This is a genomic window from Cupriavidus sp. 05T42 (assembly GCF_056396345.1).
Genome location: NZ_JBFTLH010000009.1, coordinates 1 through 16,332 on the forward strand (window position 1 = coordinate 1; position 16,332 = coordinate 16,332).

Sequence of the window (16,332 nt, forward strand, 5' to 3'; positions counted from 1 at the left end):
CCCCGGCACCGGCTCCCGCGGCGGCTCCGGCCCCCGCACCCGCGCCCGCAGCGGCCCCGGCGCCTGCGCCGGCTGCCGGCGGTGGCGGTATCGTGGAAGTCAAGGTGCCGGACATCGGCGACTACGACGCCGTGCCGGTGATCGACATCCACGTGAAGGTGGGCGACACGATCAACGCGGAAGACGCGCTGGTCACGCTGGAATCGGACAAGGCGACCATGGACGTGCCGAGCCCGCAGGCCGGCACCGTCAAGGAAATCAAGATCAAGGTGGGCGACAACGTGGCCGAAGGCACGCTGATCGTGGTGCTGGAAGCCGCTGGCGCTGCCGGCGCTGCGGCGGCTCCGGCCGCCGCCCCGGCTCCGGCCCCGGCTGCTGCTGCCCCGGCCCCGACGCCCGCCGCGGCTTCGGCGCCGGCTCCCGCCCCGGCCAGCTCGGMACCCGCCCCGGCCGCCCAGGGCGTGACCGGCAAGGCCGCCCACGCCAGCCCGTCCGTGCGCAAGTTCGCGCGTGAACTGGGCGTGGAAGTGTCGCGCGTGCCCGGTACCGGTCCGAAGGGCCGTATCACGCAGGAAGATGTGCAGGGCTTCGTCAAGGGCGTGATGAGCGGCTCGACCGCCGCGCCGGCCGCAGCGGCTGCCGCTGGTGGCTCGGGCGTCGGCCTGGACCTGCTGCCGTGGCCGAAGGTGGACTTCACGCGCTTTGGCGAAGTGGAGAACAAGCCGCTTTCGCGCATCAAGAAGATCTCGGGCGCCAACCTGCATCGCAACTGGGTCATGATCCCGCACGTCACGAACTGCGACGAAGCGGACATCACCGACCTCGAAGCCTTCCGCGTGCAGCTGAACAAGGAAAACGAGAAGTCGGGCGTCAAGGTAACCATGCTGGCCTTCATGATCAAGGCCACCGTCGCGGCGCTGAAGAAGTTCCCGAACTTCAATGCCTCGCTGGACGGCGACAACCTGGTGCTGAAGAAGTACTTCAACATCGGGTTTGCGGCGGACACCCCGAACGGCCTGGTCGTGCCGGTCATCAAGAACGCGGACCGCAAGGGCGTGCTCGAGATCAGCCAGGAAATGGGCGAACTCGCCAAGCTGGCGCGCGACGGCAAGCTGAAGCCGGACCAGATGCAGGGCGGCTGCTTCTCGATCTCGTCGCTGGGCGGCCTGGGCGGCACCTACTTCACGCCGATCATCAACGCGCCGGAAGTGGCCATCATGGGCGTGTGCAAGTCGTACATGAAGCCGGTCTGGGACGGCAAGCAGTTCGCGCCGCGCCTGACGCTGCCGCTGTCGCTGTCGTGGGACCACCGCGTCATCGACGGCGCCGAGGCGGCCCGCTTCAACACGTACTTCGCCCAGCTGCTGGCGGACTTCCGCCGGATTCTGCTGTAAGCACGGCCCACGCGCGCKCCGGCGGCCTCGGTTGCCGGCGCGCGGGCCTGTACGAACTGCAAGGGGCGAACCATGACGACATGCGTAGTCGTAAGGAAGGGCGCCGAGGTAGCCATTGCGGCAGACGCGCTGGTTACGTTCGGCGACACGCGGCTGTCGCGTGCCTACGAGCGCAACCAGAAGGTGTTCCCGGTGGGCGAGAGCTTCGTCGCGCTGGCCGGCACCACCGCGCACTTTCCGGTGATGCGGGCGCTGCTGACCGGCATGGGCGACGAATGCCGCCTGCTGACCCGCGACGATGTGTTCCGGACCTTCCTCAAGGTGCATGAAAAGCTCAAGACCGAGTACTTCATCAACACCAAGGAAGACGAGGACGATCCGTACGAGTCGTCGCAGATCGTCTGCCTGATCGCCAATCCGGGCGGCATCTTCGGCGTCTATTCCTACCGCGAGGTGTTCGCGTTCGACCGCTTCTGGGGCATTGGCTCGGGGCGCAACTATGCGCTCGGGGCCATGCACGCGGTCTACGACCGGCCCGGCATCGGCGCCGGGGAGATCGCGCGGATCGGCGTGGACGCAGGCGTGGAGTTCGACAAGAGTTCGGCAGGTCCCATCGACGTGCATACCGTGCGGCTGCAGGCGCAGCCGGCACCCGCGCCAGTACCGGATGGTTCAAACGGTGAGAACGGCGCGGATGGCGGGGCGGCAACCAACAACGACGGCGCGGCCTGAGCCCCAGGCGGGCAGGGCGCGCATCCCAGGAGGAAAAGTATGAGTGTGATCGAAGTCAAGGTGCCGGATATCGGCGATTTCGACGCGGTGGAAGTGATCGAAGTACTGGTCAAGGCCGGCGATACGGTCGAGGAAGAGCAGTCGCTGATCGTGCTGGAGTCCGACAAGGCCAGCATGGACGTGCCGTCGTCGTCGGCCGGCAAGATCGTGGACATGAAGGTCAAGGTGGGCGACAAGGTGGCCAAGGGCACGGTGATCTGCACCGTGGAAGCCGGCGCCGCTGCTGCCGCTGCCCCGGCACCTGCCGCCGCTCCCGCACCGGCTGCTGCCGCCGCTGCACCGAAGGCCGCTCCGGCCCCGGCGCCGGCCGCCGCCACGCATGCGGGCAGCGCCGACATCCAGTGCGACATGCTCGTGCTCGGCGCCGGCCCCGGCGGCTACTCGGCCGCGTTCCGCTMGGCGGACCTCGGCATGAACACCGTGCTGGTGGAGCGCTACGGCTCGCTCGGCGGCGTCTGCCTGAACGTGGGCTGCATCCCGTCGAAGGCGCTGCTGCACAACGTGGCCGTGATCGACGAAGCCAAGGCGCTGGCCGCGCACGGCATCCTGTTCGGCGAAGCCAAGATCGACCTGGACGGCCTGCGCCACTACAAGGAAACCGTGGTCGGCAAGCTGACCGGCGGCCTGGCCGGCATGGCCAAGGCCCGCAAGGTGCAGGTGGTGCGCGGCATCKGCACGTTCCTGGATCCGCATCACCTCGAAGTGCAGGAAACCGAAGGTGACGCCAAGGCCCCGACCGGCAAGAAGACGGTGATCCGCTTCGAGAAGGCGATCATTGCCGCCGGCAGCCAGGCTGTGAAGCTGCCGTTCGTGCCGGAGGACCCGCGCATTGTCGATTCGACTGGCGCGCTGGAACTGCCGGACATCCCCAACAAGATGCTGGTGATTGGCGGCGGCATCATCGGGCTGGAAATGGCCACGGTGTACAGCACGCTCGGCGCGCGCATCGACGTGGTGGAAATGCTCGACGGCCTGATGCAGGGCGCGGATCGCGACCTCGTCAAGGTCTGGGACAAGATGAACAAGCATCGCTTCGACAACGTGATGCTGAAGACCAAGACGGTGGGCGTGGAAGCCAAGCCGGATGGCATCTACGTGAAGTTCGAGGGCGAGGCCGCGCCGGCCGAACCGCAGCGCTACGACCTGGTGCTGGTGTCCGTCGGCCGTGTGCCGAACGGCAAGAAGATCGGCGCCGAGAAGGCTGGCGTGACGGTGACGGACCGCGGCTTTATCGAGGTCGATAACCAGCTCCGCACGAACGTGCCGCATATCTTCGCCATCGGCGACATCGTCGGCCAGCCGATGCTCGCCCACAAGGCGGTGCACGAGGCACACGTGGCTGCCGAAGCCGCGCATGGCGAGAAGGCGTACTTCGACGTCAAGCAGATCCCGTCGGTGGCCTACACCGATCCGGAAGTGGCCTGGGCCGGCCTGACCGAGGAGCAGTGCAAGGCGCAGGGCATCAAGTACGGTAAGGGCACGTTCCCGTGGGCCGCCTCGGGCCGCGCCATCGCCAATGGCCGCGACGAGGGCTTCACCAAGCTGATCTTCGACGAGGAAACGCACCGGATCATCGGCGGCGGTATCGTGGGCACCCATGCGGGCGACCTGATCAGCGAAGTGTGCCTGGCCATCGAGATGGGCGCCGACGCCGTGGATATCGGCAAGACGATTCACCCGCACCCGACGCTGGGCGAGTCGATCGGCATGGCTGCCGAGATCTACGAAGGCGTCTGCACCGACGTGCCGCCGCCGCGCAAGCGCTAAGCTTCGGCCGCAACGAGAAAACCCGCCGCGATGGCGGGTTTTCTTTTGGATCGAAATTTAGCAATTAACCGCCAGGAAGGGCCGCCGACTGCCTGCCGCAAGCGGGTAGGGCTGGCAGCGGAGGGGTTGTCTATCCGGCATGGCGCTCCCGGGGCCGATCTCCTAGCATCGTTGGGTGAACACGATGCGGAAGACACACCTGCTTGCCGCCGCGCTGTGCCTGGTATTCCTGCCCGGCGCGGCCTGGGCGCAGTTCGAAGAACCGGGCGCCAGGCCGACCATGGGCCAGTCGGGCAAGGACGTGATCTGGATTCCGACGCCCCAGCCGCTGGTGAACCAGATGCTCGACATGGCGAAGCTGACGCCCCAGGATCGGCTCGTCGATCTGGGTTCCGGCGATGGCCGCCTGGTCATTACCGCCGCCAAGCGAGGCGCCACCGCGCGTGGCATCGAATTCAACAACGAACTGGTCGAGCTGTCCCGACGCACCGCCCAGGCCGAAGGCGTGGCCAGTCGCGCCACCTTCGAGCGGGCKGACATCTTCAAGTCGGATTTTTCCGATGCCACGGTCGTCACGCTGTTCCTGCTGCCAAGCGTGAACCTGCGTCTCCGTCCCACGTTGCTGGGGATGCGGGCCGGCACGCGCATCGTCTCGAACTCGTTCGATATGGCGGACTGGCGGCCGGACGAGTACGTGCCGAGCGTCGAGGCCTGCCCGGGGCCGTGCGGCGTCTACCTGTGGCTGGTGCCGGCGAGGGTGGCGGGGATATGGGCGATGGGGAACAAGCTGCTGGTGCTGTCGCAGACGTTCCAGAAGCTGGAAGGCGTGATGCGCGAAGGCGAGCGGTCGACGCCGATCTGGGACGGCCGCTTGCGCGGCACGGAGATCGTCTTCACCATCGACGACGAGCGCTACGTCGGCCACGTGGATGGCCGCGAGATGCGGGGCACCATCGAGGGTGGCGAGCCGTGGCGCGCCACGTTCCTCAAACCATAGAGACGAAAAAAAACCCGGCCCCTCGTCAGAGGGGCCGGGTTCTTGCCAACCCGTCGCAGCGGCCGGAGCCGATGCGCGGGGCGGGCGAGGGCGCTACCGCTCAGGCGGTGGCAGCCGGCTTCTTGGCAGCCGTGCGGGCCGTGGCCGAGGCTTGCTGAGCAGCCTTGGTTGCGGCGGTGGCGGCAGCCTGGAAGTTGGTTTCGGCCATTTCCACGGCTTGCTTCGTGGCCTTCTGGACCGACTCGTACGCGTTGTTGGCGGCCGAGATGGCCGACTTCACGATGGCGACGGTCGATTCCGAACCGGCCGGGGCGTTCTTGGCGAAGTTCTCGACGAGCGCTTGCACGTTCTTCGTGCCTTCGGCCAGTTGGGCTTCGGCCACCTTGGTGAACTCGCTCTGCGTTTCCRAGGCGATTTCATACAGGTKACGCGAGTACGCCAGGGTCTTTTCGGCAACCGGCTGCACCAGCGAAGCCTGGATGGCCAGCAGTTCCTGGGCATCCTTGGCGGACAGGGCCTTCTTGGCGTTGTYGACGTTTTCGGCAAAGGTGGCCTTGACCACTTGCAGGTTCAGTTCGACAAGCTTTTCAACGCCTTCGAATGCTTTGGTGGTCAGACCGAACAGGGTTTCCAGATTGGCTTTTTGTGCGGCTGCAACTTGTTCCGGGGTCAGGATCATTGCTGGTCTCCAGTGGTGAACTTCAAGGTCAAGCAAAATAGAAATTAAGCCGCCCGAATGTCAAAGCCATGAACGCGATGTCCTGGCCAGCCCGAGCGATATATTGGTGTGCGGTCGAATCGGACCTCGTAAAAAGCTTTGATGCGCCGCAACAATTCCTATTCTAAGGGCAGAAAAAAGCCTGTCAAGCAGTTTTGCTGCACTGCACAAAAAATAGCAGACATTGAGCAGACATATGCGTCGTAATGACCACGTATAGGGCGCCAGGCAAGGGTTTATCCCGATGCGGTCACCATGATGCAACGCGGGGAAGGTCTGCTGTTTGATACGTTTTCACGCAATGCGGAACGCGGTGCTACCATCGCAGACTGCCCGGTCGGTAAATGGTCACGCACCGTCACTTCCCGGGAATTTCCCGCCCGATCCTCGCCCGATCCGCCCCGATGCAAGCTTTTTACGCCGATCACTTCGTCCTGCCGCTGCCGCCCGGCCATCGCTTCCCGATGCGCAAGTACAGCATGCTGCGAGACGCCGTGGTGCGTGAGGTGCCGGGCCTGACCCTGCACGAGGCGCCCCGCGCCGACGACGCGGCGCTGGCACTGGCCCATACCGCCGACTACATCGCCGATGTCTCCTCCGGCCGGCTCGATGCCGCCCGTCAGCGCGAGATCGGCTTCCCGTGGTCGCACGAGATGGTGGAGCGCTCGCGGCGCTCGGCCGGCGCGACGATGGCCGCCTGCCGCAGCGCGCTGACGGAGGGCATCGCGGTCAACCTCGCCGGCGGTACCCATCATGCCTATGCCGACAAGGGCGGCGGCTTCTGTGTGTTCAACGATGCCGCTATCGCCGCGCGCCAGATGCAGCGCGAAGGGCGCGTAAGCCGCGTGGCGGTGATCGACCTCGACGTGCATCAGGGCAACGGCACGGCGTCGATCCTGCGCGACGACCCGAGCGTGTTCACGCTGTCGCTCCATGGCKAGAAAAACTACCCGTTCCGGAAGGAGGCGAGCGACCTCGACGTCGGCCTGCCGGACGGCTGTGACGACGACACCTACGCGGCTGCGCTGGCTGGCGCGCTGGACACGCTCTACGCGCGCTTCGATCCCGAATTGCTGATTTACCTCGCCGGCGCCGATCCCCATGAGGGCGACCGCCTGGGCCGGCTGCGCCTGACCTTGGCCGGCCTGGCCCGGCGCGACACGCTCGTGTTCGAATCCGCGCTCGCKCGGCGCCTGCCGATGGCCGTGGCAATGGCCGGCGGCTACGGCAACCAGATCGAGGACACCGTGGCCGTGCACACCCAGACCGTGCGGCTGGCCGCGCGCCACCACCAGCGCTACGGCGCCGGGGCGACCGCCGCTGCGGMGGCAGCTTTTTGAGATCGCAACAAATCCCAACAACAACGTCGATGCCGATGAAGCCACAACCGGACACCCGCAGCGCCTACGCGCATTTCCAGCCGATCACCACGCGCTGGATGGACAACGATGTCTATGGCCACGTGAACAACGTTGTTTACTACAGTTATTTCGATACCGTCGTGAACACCTACCTGATCCGCGCGGGCGTGCTGGACATCGAGGCGGGAGAGACCATCGGGCTGGTAATCGAGACGCAATGCAACTATTTCTCGTCGCTGTCGTTCCCGGACACCGTCGTGGCCGGCCTGCGCGTGGCGCGGTTGGGCAACTCGAGCGTGCGCTACGAGGTGGGCCTGTTCTGCAACGACGATGAGGTGGCCGCTGCGCAGGGCCACTTCGTCCACGTCTATGTGGATCGCGCGACACGCCGCCCGGCAGCGCTACCGCCCGCATTGCGCCAGGCGCTGACGCCGCTGGTGCGGCCGAGCGCGGCGTGATCAATAAAACACAATAACCCGGAGACCTTCGAAGCATGTCCAACCATGGCGCTGCCCCCCGCGACACCCTTGAAGTCACCTCCGCCACCGGCGATACGTCCGTGACCGATTCCGCGGCGATCGTCGATCGCGCCATCACCACGCGCCGCTCGATCCGGGCGTTCCTGGATACGCCAGTACCGCGCGAGACCGTCGAGGACATCCTCGCCGTGGCCAGCCGCGCGCCGTCCGGCACCAACACCCAGCCGTGGCGGGTCTACGTGCTCGCGGGCGACGCCAAGGCGCGGCTCTGCGCCGATGTGCTGGCCGCCTATGACGACCCGGAGCGCGACACCAAGTACCGCGAGGAGTATCCGTACTATCCGCGCGAGTGGGTCAACCCGTACCTGGCGCGCCGCCGCAAGGTGGGCTGGGACCTGTACGGCCTGCTGGAGATCAGCCGGGAAGACAAGGCGCGCATGCACGAGCAGCACGCCCGCAACTTCCGTTTCTTCGATGCGCCGGTCGGCCTGATCTTCACGATCGACCGAATCATGGAGCAGGGCAGCTGGCTCGACTACGGCATGTTCCTGCAAAGCATCATGGTGGCTGCGCGCGCCCGCGGGCTAGACACCTGCCCCCAGGCGGCGTTCACGCAATTCCACGGCGTCCTGGCCAGCCAACTGCAGCTGACCGAGAACGAGATGGTGGTGTGCGGCATGTCGCTGGGCTACGCCGACCCGGAGGCGACGGCCAATCAATTGGTCACGGAGCGTGAACCGGTGAGCGGGTTCGCGCGTTTCCTCTCATGACTTCGCGCCGGATTGAGGTTTCCCCTGATGAGGTTTTCACAAAAGCCACCGATATTGATGTTAGGGAAACTGTTTCTTATCTAGGTGCGAAGCGTTGTGCGCAGTTGTCGACAAACAAGTGCAAACGACAATCGCTGGCGCGAGAAATGGCCAATACGGCACATTTCCCGTAATGTGGAATTGTTTGCGAATCGAACTTTAAAGAGCCTTCGTAAGTCTTTAATCTTGCTAACAATTTCTTTATTTCCTAAACTAGCGCCATTCCACCAAATGCCGCGCTGAACAGATCATGTTCCGGTCCCAATCCTTTATTTCCCGACTCTTCAGCATGCCCCTGACCGCCATCGCCACTTCGGCGCTGGTGTCGGTGTCCATGCTGGCCGCGCCGGTGACGTACGCAGCGACGAAGTCGACTGCGACGAAAACCTCGGCCAAAAAGCAGGTAACTGCTTCCAAATCCACTAAAAAGGTCGCAGCCGCGAGCGAGAAACCCTCGTCATCGCGGAAGGTGATCGTGCTGCGCCACGGCAAGAAGACCGTCGTGGCCAGTCGAGCGCAGCCGGTTCGCGCGGCCTTCGTGCCGTCGAAACCGACGCTCGCAGAGTCCATGGGCCTGCGCGATACGGAAGACGCGCTCGCGCTGCGTTCCTCCGTGGCGCTGGTGCTGGACCAGAACACGAACGAAGTCCTGTTCCAGAAAAATCCGACGGCGGTGCTGCCGATCGCCTCGATCACCAAGCTGATGACGGCGCTGGTGGTCATGGACTCGCACCTGCCGATGGACGAAGTGCTGACGGTGAGCGAGGAAGATCGCGACACCGAGAAGCACAGCAGCTCGCGCCTGCGCTTTGGCACGCAGCTGACCCGCCATGAAATGATGCTGCTGGCGCTGATGTCGTCGGAAAACCGTGCCGCTTCGGTGCTGGGCCGCAGCTACCCGGGCGGCCTGCCGGCGTTTGTGGGCGCGATGAACCGCAAGGCGCGCGAACTCGGCATGAACGACAGCCACTTCGTCGATTCGAGCGGCCTGTCGAGCAGCAATGTGTCGAGCGCGATGGACCTGGCCCGCCTGGTCAACGCCGCTTACCGCAACCCGACCATCCGCGAATTCTCGACCCAGACCGAGCATGAAGTGAACGTGCTGGGCCGTCCGCTCCATTACGTGAGCACCAACCGCCTCGTGCKCGGCGGCAACTGGGAGATCGGCCTGCAGAAGACCGGTTTCATCTCGGAAGCCGGCCAGTGCCTGGTGATGCAGGCCCGTGTGAACGATCGCAACGTGGTGATGGTGTTCCTGGACTCCGTGGGCAAGCTGTCGCGCTTTGCCGATGCCACGCGCGTGCGCACGTGGCTTGAGCACCAGCCGTCGGTGCAGGGTCCGCAACGGCCGTTCCCCAACTCCCCAAACCTTACGCAGGGTCCTAGCGCGCCGCACGCGGCGCACGCGATCCTGGCCTCGCAGCAGGCACGCGGCACCTGATTCAGGTAGCCGCCGCCAATTGAAAACGCGCCGCGGGGCAGCCCGTCGGCGCGTTTCTTTTTGGGCGATACGCGCGTGAGGCGCGCTCGTGGCGCGATCAGGCCGACACGGCGTCCGCCACGTAGCCCATGCCGCGCGAGATCTGCAGCGCGGTGTCCCTGAGGTTCTGCAGCCAGCTGTCCTGCAGGCGGTCTGCCGGCGCGGACAGCGACAGCCCGGCCACCAGCCGGCGCGAGTCGTCATAGATGCCGGCCGCGATGCAGCGCACGCCCAGCTCCAGTTCCTCGTTGTCGCGCGCATAGCCGTTGGTGCGCACCCAGCTCAGTTCGCGCTCCAGCTTGGCGATGTCCGTGATCGACGTGCCCGTATGCCCGGCCAGCCCGGTGCGCGTGGCATAGCTGCGCACGCGCCCGGCCTCGTCGGCAGCCAGGAACAGCTTGCCGACCGAGGTCAGGTGCAGCGGGGCGCGGCCGCCGATGGCGCGCACCACCTGCATGCCCGAGCGCTCGCTGTAGGCGCGCTCGATATAAACGATCTCATCGCCCTGACGCACCGACAGGTTCACGGTCTGCCCGGTGACGCGGTGCAGCGCGCGCATCGGTGCGAGTGCGGCATCACGCACAGAGAGCCGCGCCTTTACGAGATTCCCGAGTTCCAGCAACCGCATGCCGAGCCGATAGCTGCCGGGGTCCGAGCGATCCACGAAACGGCACGCCACCATGTCATTGAGAATGCGGTGCGCCGTGGAYGGATGCAGGCCGGTGGCCAGCGACAACTCCTTGAGACTGACGGGATCCGCGTGTTGGGCGAGCGCATCCAGCAACGTCATCATGCGTTCGATGACCTGGATCGAGGTCTTGCCGGGTGCCTTGTCTGCTTCTGCCATAGGAGGAAATGTTGCCGTGCGGCAAATTAAGCGTTTGCCTGATTCTATCTCGCATTGTGAAAATTTCAATAGGTGAAATGCAATTACCGAGATTCCCTTCCAGTGGTGGCGCCGCTTTCGCATGAGCGGCATTGCGCGCGGAGATGAACAAGTTTGCGGCGCGTGCTGCCCGCAGCGGCGCGGTGGGGGCGCATAATTGCGAGGTTTCGGGTCTGGATAAAAGGAAGCGATGCGAATCGGACTGTTCGCCACCTGTCTGGTGGACCTCATGCGCCCGGAGATCGGGTTTTCGGTGCTGAAGCTGCTGGAATCGGCGGGTTATGAGGTCATGGTGCCCGAGGCGCAGACCTGCTGCGGGCAGCCCGCGTACAACTCGGGCGAGCGCGCCGTCTCGCGCGATCTGGCCGAAAAATTCCTGCGTGAGTTCGAGATGTTCGACTACGTGGTGATCCCCTCCGGTTCCTGCGGCGGCATGGTCCGCGCGCACTACCAGGACCTGCTGCGCGACGACCCCGAACTCCACGGCCGTTACGAGCGCCTGCGCGAACGCGTCTACGAACTGACCGATTTCCTGGTCAAGGTGGCCAAGATCGAGACCGTCGACTCGGCATTTTCCGGCCACGTCACCTATCACGACTCCTGCTCCGGTMTGCGCGAACTCGGCGTCAAGCAGCAGCCGCGCGCGCTGCTCGGCAAGCTGCCCGGCGTGCAGTTGACCGAGATGAAGGATTGCGAGGCCTGCTGCGGCTTCGGCGGCACGTTCTCGGTGAAATACGGCAATATCTCGACGGCCATCGTCGACGAGAAATGCGCCAACATCCAGGCCAGCGGCGCTGATGCCGTGGTGCTGGGCGACCTTGGCTGCATGCTCAATATCGAAGGCCGGCTGCGCCGGTCCGGCGATACGCGCACCCGCGTGCTGCACATCGCGCAGGTCCTGGCGGGCGACGCCTGACCGATCGAACCTCGGCAAAATACGATGCAAGTCCACAGCATGGAATTCAAGGCGCGGGCCGGGCAGAAGCTCGCCGACCAGCGCCTCCAGCAGAACCTCAAGAAACTGTCGACGAAGTTCGTGACCGCGCGGGCCGATGCGATCCGCGACATCGACTTCGACGCCACGCGCGCCGCGCTCAAGGAGCGCCGCAACCGCGCGCTGGAAAACCTCGACGTCTGGCTCGCCAAGTTTGAAGAAAACGCGACCAAGCGCGGCGCCACGGTGCTGTTCGCCGAGACCACTGCCGACGCAGCCCGTCTGGTGGCCGAAATCGCGCAGAAGCATGGTGTGAAGAAGGTCATCAAGAGCAAGTCGATGGTGACCGAGGAGATGCGCCTGAACCAGGTGCTGGGCGAGATGGGCGTGCAGAGCATCGAGACCGACCTGGGCGAGTACATCCTCCAGATCAACGATGCCGAGCCGCCGTCGCACATCATCGCGCCCGTGATCCACAAGGACAAGGACGAGATTGCCGACCTGTTCGCCAAGGTGCACCACAAGCCGCGCCTGACCGACATCCCGCAGATGACCCGCGAAGCGCGCGAGGTGCTGCGCCCCGAGTTCCTGTCCGCCGACATGGGCGTGACGGGGGGTAACTTCATCATTGCCGAGACGGGCTCGGTGGCCGTGGTGACCAACGAGGGCAACGAGGGCATGTGCACGGTCATGCCGCGCGTGCACGTGGCCGTTACCGGCATCGAGAAGGTGCTGCCGACGCTGGAGGACCTGGCTACGGTGATGCGGCTGCTGCCGCGCTCGGCCACCGGGCAGGCGATCTCCAACTACTTTTCGCTGCTGACGGGCCCGCGCGCCGAGGGCGAGCGCGACGGCCCCGAGCATATGTACTTCGTGATCGTCGATGGCGGCCGGAGCGGCCTGATCGGCGGCGAATTCCAGGAGATGCTGCGCTGCATCCGCTGCGGCGCCTGCATGAACCACTGCCCGGTGTACCAGAAGATCGGCGGCCATGCCTATGGCTGGGTCTACCCGGGACCGATGGGCAGCGTGCTGACGCCAAGTTATGTCGGCCTCGCCAATGCCATCGATCTGCCGCAGGCCGCCACACTTTGCGGCGAGTGCAACAGAGTGTGTCCCGCCTCGATCCCGCTGTCCGACCTGCTGCGCAAGCTGCGCGAGAAGCAGATGGAACGCGGCCTGCGCCCGTGGCAGGAGCGCCTGTCGCTGCAGGTCTGGGGCTATGTGGCGCGCCGCCCGGCGCTCTACGCCTTCGCCACGCGCATGGGCGCGCGTCTGCTGGCGCGGATGGGGGGCCGGAATCGGCTGATTGCCAGCCTGCCGATGGCGGGCAAGGGCTGGACCGACTCGCGTGACATGCCCGCGCCGAGCGGCCGGACCTTCCGCGAGTTGTACAAGGAGAGGAGGGCGCGCGCATGAGTACGCACCAGGACAACCAGCGCGCGCTGAACGCGATGCGCGAGGCTTTGGCCAGCCATGTGGCCGGCACCATGCCGGTGGCGGACCTCGTCGGCGCATGGCGCGCGGCGGCCACGTCGCTGACGCTGCCGCCGGTATTCGGTCAGGCGATGGAGGAGTTGCTGCGCCGCCTGGAGATGTCGGCGGTGTTCGCGCAGGATAGCTGCTCGTTCTCGAGCACGGCCGTCACGGACCAGCTCAAACGCTGGCTGGACAAGGCCGAGGCGTCGTAAGCGTCGTAAGCGTCGTAAACGACAACGGCCGGGGAGCGCCCCCGGCCGTTATTCCATCMCGTTCGACTTAGCTCAGCAGCAGCGCGTCGTCATCCAGCTGCTCGTGCCGGGTCTGCTCGAACATCCGCAGCAGGTCGGGCACGTCGAGGCCCTTGCGTTGGTCGCCCGACACATCGAGCACCACCTGCCCCTGGTGCAGCATCACCGTGCGATCACCGTAGTCCAGCGCCTGGCGCATCGAGTGCGTCACCATCATCGTCGTCAGCTTGCTTTCCGAGACGATGCGCGCGGTCAGTTCCAGCACGAAGGCGGCGGTTTTCGGGTCCAGCGCGGCCGTGTGCTCGTCGAGCAGCAGGATGCGCGACGGCTGGAGCGACGCCATCAGCAGGCTCACCGCCTGCCGCTGGCCGCCGGACAGCAGGCCGATCCGGTCCGTCAGACGATTCTCCAGCCCGAGGTTCAGCAGCCGCAGCTTGTCGCGGAACAGCTCGCGCGACGCCTTGTTCAGCGCCGGGCGGAAGCTGCGCCGCGAGCCGCGCGCCATGGCCAGCGCCATGTTTTCCTCGATGGTCAGCGCCTCGCAGGTGCCGGCCATCGGGTCCTGGAACACGCGGGCCACCAGATGGGCGCGGTCCCAGGCGGGCTGCCGGGTCACGTCGATGTCGTCGATGGTGATGCGGCCGCTATCCACCATCTGGTCGCCGCTGACGGCGTTCAGGAAGGTGGACTTGCCGGCGCCGTTGGAGCCGATCACGGCCACGAACTGGCCGCTCGGGATCTCCAGGTTCAGGCCGCGCAGCGCGCGGTTCTCGATCGGCGTGCCGGGGTTGAAGGTCAGCTTCAGGTCTTGTGCGCGCAACATCTCAGGCACCTCCGTTCTTGCGGCCAAACAGCTTCTTGCGCGTCGCCGGCAGCACCAGCGCCAGCGTCACCAGCGCCGCCGTCACCAGATTCAGATCCTGCGCCTTGAGGCCAATGAACTCCGTGTTCAGCGCCAGCGCGATGAAGAATCGGTACAGGATGGCGCCCAGCACCACGGCCAGCGTCACATAGACCAGACGCCGCGCCGGCAGGATGGTCTCGCCGATGATCACGGCGGCCAGGCCGATCACGATGGTGCCGATGCCCATCGAGATGTCGGACCCGCCCTGGGTTTGCGCGAACAGCGCGCCGGCCAGCGCCACCAGCCCGTTGGAGAGCGCCATGCCGGCCAGCGTGGCACGGCCCGTAGGCACGCCCTGCGACCGCGCCATGCGCGGATTGGCACCRGTGGCGCGCATCGCCAGGCCCAGTTGCGATGAGAAGAACCAGTCCAGGCCGACCTTCGCCACGATCACCACCACCAGCAGCACCAGCGGGCGCAGCAGGTAGTCGGGCAGCCACTCGGGCTGGAGCACCGTGAACAGGGTCGGCTCGGTAATCAGCGGCACATTCGGGCGACCCATGATGCGCAGGTTGACCGAGTACAGCGCGATCATCATCAGGATACTGGCCAGCAGGTCCATGATCTTGAGCCGTACGTTGAGCCAGCCGGTGATCCAGCCGGCCACCGCGCCGGCCGCGATGGCGGCGAGCGTGGCCAGGAAGGGGTCCTGGCCGGCGGAGATCAGCGTGGCCGCCACGGCGCCGCCGAGCGGAAAGCTGCCATCGACGGTGAGATCGGGGAAGTTGAGGATGCGGAACGAGATCAGCACCCCGAGGGCCACGAGGCTGAAGATCAGGCCGATCTCCAGGGCGCCCATAAGGGAAAAGAGGGACATGGGGAAATCCTGTTGCGGGGGACCGGCCGGGCTGTCGCGCGGCGGGTAGGCGGCGCGTGCGCTGCGGTCCGGAGGCCCCGGCCGGCCGGATAGGCCGGGCCGGGGCCGGAGAGCGTCAGGCCGCGCAACCCCTCGGGGGCGGCGCGGCCCGTTGCGGGTCTTACTTGATGACGGTCTTGGCTTCCTTGACCAGTTCCGGCGCCAGCGTCACGCCTTGCTTGGCGGCGGCGCTGGTGTTCACGAACAGTTCGAGGTTGTCCGAGGTCTGCGAGGCAATCGCGCCGGGCTTCTCGCCCTTCAGGATGCGCACGACGACCTTGCCGGTCTGGTGGCCCAGGTCGCTGTAGTTGATGCCCAGCGCGGCCACGGCGCCACGCTTCACGCTGTCCGTGTCAGCGGCCACCAGCGGAATCTTCGACTCGTTGGCCACCTTCACCAGCGCCTCGTAGGCCGAGACCACGTTGTTGTCGGTGTTCGTATAGATCACATCGACCGTGCCGATCAGGCTCTTGGCAGCCGGGCCGATGTCCACGGTACGCGGCGCGGCGGCTTCCTTGAGCGTCAGGCCCTGCTTGGCCAGCAGTTCCTTCAGTTCCTTGACCACCACCACCGAGTTGGCTTCACCGGGGTTGTAGACCATGCCGACGGTCTTGACCTTGGGCACCACGCGCTGGATCAGGGCCACCTGCTTGTCCAGCGGCAGCTTGTCCGAGACCCCGGTCACGTTGGTGCCAGTAGCGCCCCAGCCCTTGACCAGCTGGGCGGCCACGGGATCCGTCACGCCCGAATACACCACCGGCACCGTCTTGGTGGCGGCCACCACGGCCTGTGCGGACGGCGTGGCGATGGCGACGATCGCGTTCGGCTGGTCGCCGACGAACTTCCGGGCGATCTGCGCGGCCGTGCCGGTGTTGCCCTGCGCGCTCTGGTATTCCCACTTCAGGTTCTTGTCGGCGTCGTAGCCGGCAGCCTTCAGTTCGGCGCGCACGCCGTCGCGGATGGCGTCGAGTGCCGGGTGATCGACAATCGACAGCACTTTCACGGTCTGGGCCTGCACGGCGCCGCCGTACAGCACGGACAGGGCGACCACGCCGCCGAGAATCGTTTGGGTGGATGCCTTGAGGCGCGACTGAAGACGCTGCATGTAATTGTTCTCCCCCGAGGGTTCGGTACTTTGGAAGCCTGCGAGGATACCATTTTCGGGGCTCTCGCGGCTCCCTTTTAGTGCACCGGTCGGCCATATCCTGCTGTTAAACGCCTCGGG

The 16,332-nt window shown here is 65.8% G+C and carries 16 protein-coding genes; 11 read left to right on the forward strand and 5 right to left on the reverse strand.

Going from position 1 to position 16,332, the window contains the following annotated elements; genetic code table 11:
* From aceF to AC1EJR_RS14120, 4 genes are all read left to right on the forward strand, one after another.
* The coding region (gene aceF / locus AC1EJR_RS14105) for a dihydrolipoyllysine-residue acetyltransferase (protein ID WP_477147234.1) at positions 1 to 1,394 on the forward strand (1,394 nt) is incomplete at its 5' end.
* Positions 1,395 to 1,466: 72 nt separating this feature from the next.
* The gene (locus AC1EJR_RS14110; RefSeq protein WP_092292849.1) at positions 1,467 to 2,126 is read left to right on the forward strand and encodes an Ntn hydrolase family protein; all 660 of its coding nucleotides are present in this window, start codon (positions 1,467 to 1,469) and stop codon (positions 2,124 to 2,126) included.
* 39 nt (positions 2,127 to 2,165) lie between these two features.
* Positions 2,166 to 3,953 (forward strand): dihydrolipoyl dehydrogenase, encoded by a 1,788-nt coding sequence (lpdA, locus tag AC1EJR_RS14115; protein ID WP_477147235.1) that lies wholly within the window; start codon positions 2,166 to 2,168, stop codon positions 3,951 to 3,953.
* A gap of 184 nt (positions 3,954 to 4,137) precedes the next feature.
* Positions 4,138 to 4,950 carry an SAM-dependent methyltransferase gene (locus tag AC1EJR_RS14120; RefSeq protein WP_477147236.1) on the forward strand — a complete coding sequence of 271 codons (813 nt, stop codon included), beginning with the start codon at positions 4,138 to 4,140 and terminating at the stop codon, positions 4,948 to 4,950.
* Between the two features lie 100 nt (positions 4,951 to 5,050).
* On the opposite strand, the gene phaP1 is transcribed toward AC1EJR_RS14120, so the two are convergent.
* Positions 5,051 to 5,629 (reverse strand): TIGR01841 family phasin PhaP1, encoded by a 579-nt coding sequence (gene phaP1 / locus AC1EJR_RS14125; protein ID WP_477147237.1) that lies wholly within the window; start codon positions 5,627 to 5,629, stop codon positions 5,051 to 5,053.
* 443 nt (positions 5,630 to 6,072) lie between these two features.
* On the opposite strand from phaP1, the gene AC1EJR_RS14130 reads away from it, so the two are divergent.
* The 4 genes from AC1EJR_RS14130 to pbpG all read left to right on the forward strand — a co-directional run bounded on the left by AC1EJR_RS14130 (position 6,073) and on the right by pbpG (position 9,758).
* Positions 6,073 to 7,008: a histone deacetylase family protein gene (locus tag AC1EJR_RS14130; RefSeq protein ID WP_477147238.1), complete on the forward strand. Its 936-nt coding sequence runs from the start codon at positions 6,073 to 6,075 to the stop codon at positions 7,006 to 7,008.
* Positions 7,009 to 7,043: 35 nt separating this feature from the next.
* Entirely contained in the window at positions 7,044 to 7,487 is a 444-nt protein-coding gene (locus tag AC1EJR_RS14135; protein WP_092293313.1) for an acyl-CoA thioesterase, read from the forward strand.
* 35 nt (positions 7,488 to 7,522) lie between these two features.
* Positions 7,523 to 8,278, forward strand: coding sequence for a nitroreductase (locus tag AC1EJR_RS14140; protein WP_255370746.1), 756 nt, complete (start codon positions 7,523 to 7,525; stop codon positions 8,276 to 8,278).
* Positions 8,279 to 8,567: 289 nt separating this feature from the next.
* The gene (gene pbpG, locus AC1EJR_RS14145; protein ID WP_477147239.1) at positions 8,568 to 9,758 is read left to right on the forward strand and encodes a D-alanyl-D-alanine endopeptidase; all 1,191 of its coding nucleotides are present in this window, start codon (positions 8,568 to 8,570) and stop codon (positions 9,756 to 9,758) included.
* Positions 9,759 to 9,855: 97 nt separating this feature from the next.
* Here the strand turns inward: pbpG and AC1EJR_RS14150 are convergent, their stop codons facing one another.
* Entirely contained in the window at positions 9,856 to 10,644 is a 789-nt protein-coding gene (locus tag AC1EJR_RS14150) for an IclR family transcriptional regulator (RefSeq protein WP_092292859.1), read from the reverse strand.
* Between the two features lie 229 nt (positions 10,645 to 10,873).
* On the opposite strand from AC1EJR_RS14150, the gene AC1EJR_RS14155 reads away from it, so the two are divergent.
* Genes AC1EJR_RS14155 through AC1EJR_RS14165 form a run of 3 tightly spaced genes read left to right on the forward strand, consistent with a single transcriptional unit; the run spans position 10,874 to position 13,308 of the window.
* Positions 10,874 to 11,599, forward strand: a complete 726-nt coding sequence (locus AC1EJR_RS14155) for a (Fe-S)-binding protein (RefSeq protein WP_477147240.1) — start codon at positions 10,874 to 10,876, stop codon at positions 11,597 to 11,599.
* Positions 11,600 to 11,623: 24 nt separating this feature from the next.
* Positions 11,624 to 13,036 carry a LutB/LldF family L-lactate oxidation iron-sulfur protein gene (locus AC1EJR_RS14160; RefSeq protein WP_092292863.1) on the forward strand — a complete coding sequence of 471 codons (1,413 nt, stop codon included), beginning with the start codon at positions 11,624 to 11,626 and terminating at the stop codon, positions 13,034 to 13,036.
* A complete protein-coding gene (locus AC1EJR_RS14165) occupies positions 13,033 to 13,308 on the forward strand; it encodes a hypothetical protein (RefSeq protein WP_092292865.1) in 276 nt (91 codons plus the stop codon). The genes AC1EJR_RS14160 and AC1EJR_RS14165 overlap by 4 nt, the downstream gene beginning before the upstream one ends.
* A gap of 67 nt (positions 13,309 to 13,375) precedes the next feature.
* On the opposite strand, the gene AC1EJR_RS14170 is transcribed toward AC1EJR_RS14165, so the two are convergent.
* The 3 genes from AC1EJR_RS14170 to AC1EJR_RS14180 all read right to left on the reverse strand — a co-directional run bounded on the left by AC1EJR_RS14170 (position 13,376) and on the right by AC1EJR_RS14180 (position 16,212).
* Positions 13,376 to 14,170 carry an ABC transporter ATP-binding protein gene (locus tag AC1EJR_RS14170; RefSeq protein WP_441591157.1) on the reverse strand — a complete coding sequence of 265 codons (795 nt, stop codon included), beginning with the start codon at positions 14,168 to 14,170 and terminating at the stop codon, positions 13,376 to 13,378.
* A gap of 1 nt (position 14,171) precedes the next feature.
* Complete coding sequence (locus AC1EJR_RS14175; RefSeq protein WP_092292869.1) at positions 14,172 to 15,068, reverse strand: ABC transporter permease; 897 nt, start codon at positions 15,066 to 15,068, stop codon at positions 14,172 to 14,174.
* Positions 15,069 to 15,228: 160 nt separating this feature from the next.
* Positions 15,229 to 16,212 (reverse strand): ABC transporter substrate-binding protein, encoded by a 984-nt coding sequence (locus AC1EJR_RS14180; RefSeq protein WP_477112954.1) that lies wholly within the window; start codon positions 16,210 to 16,212, stop codon positions 15,229 to 15,231.
* Between the last annotated feature and the right edge of the window lie 120 nt (positions 16,213 to 16,332).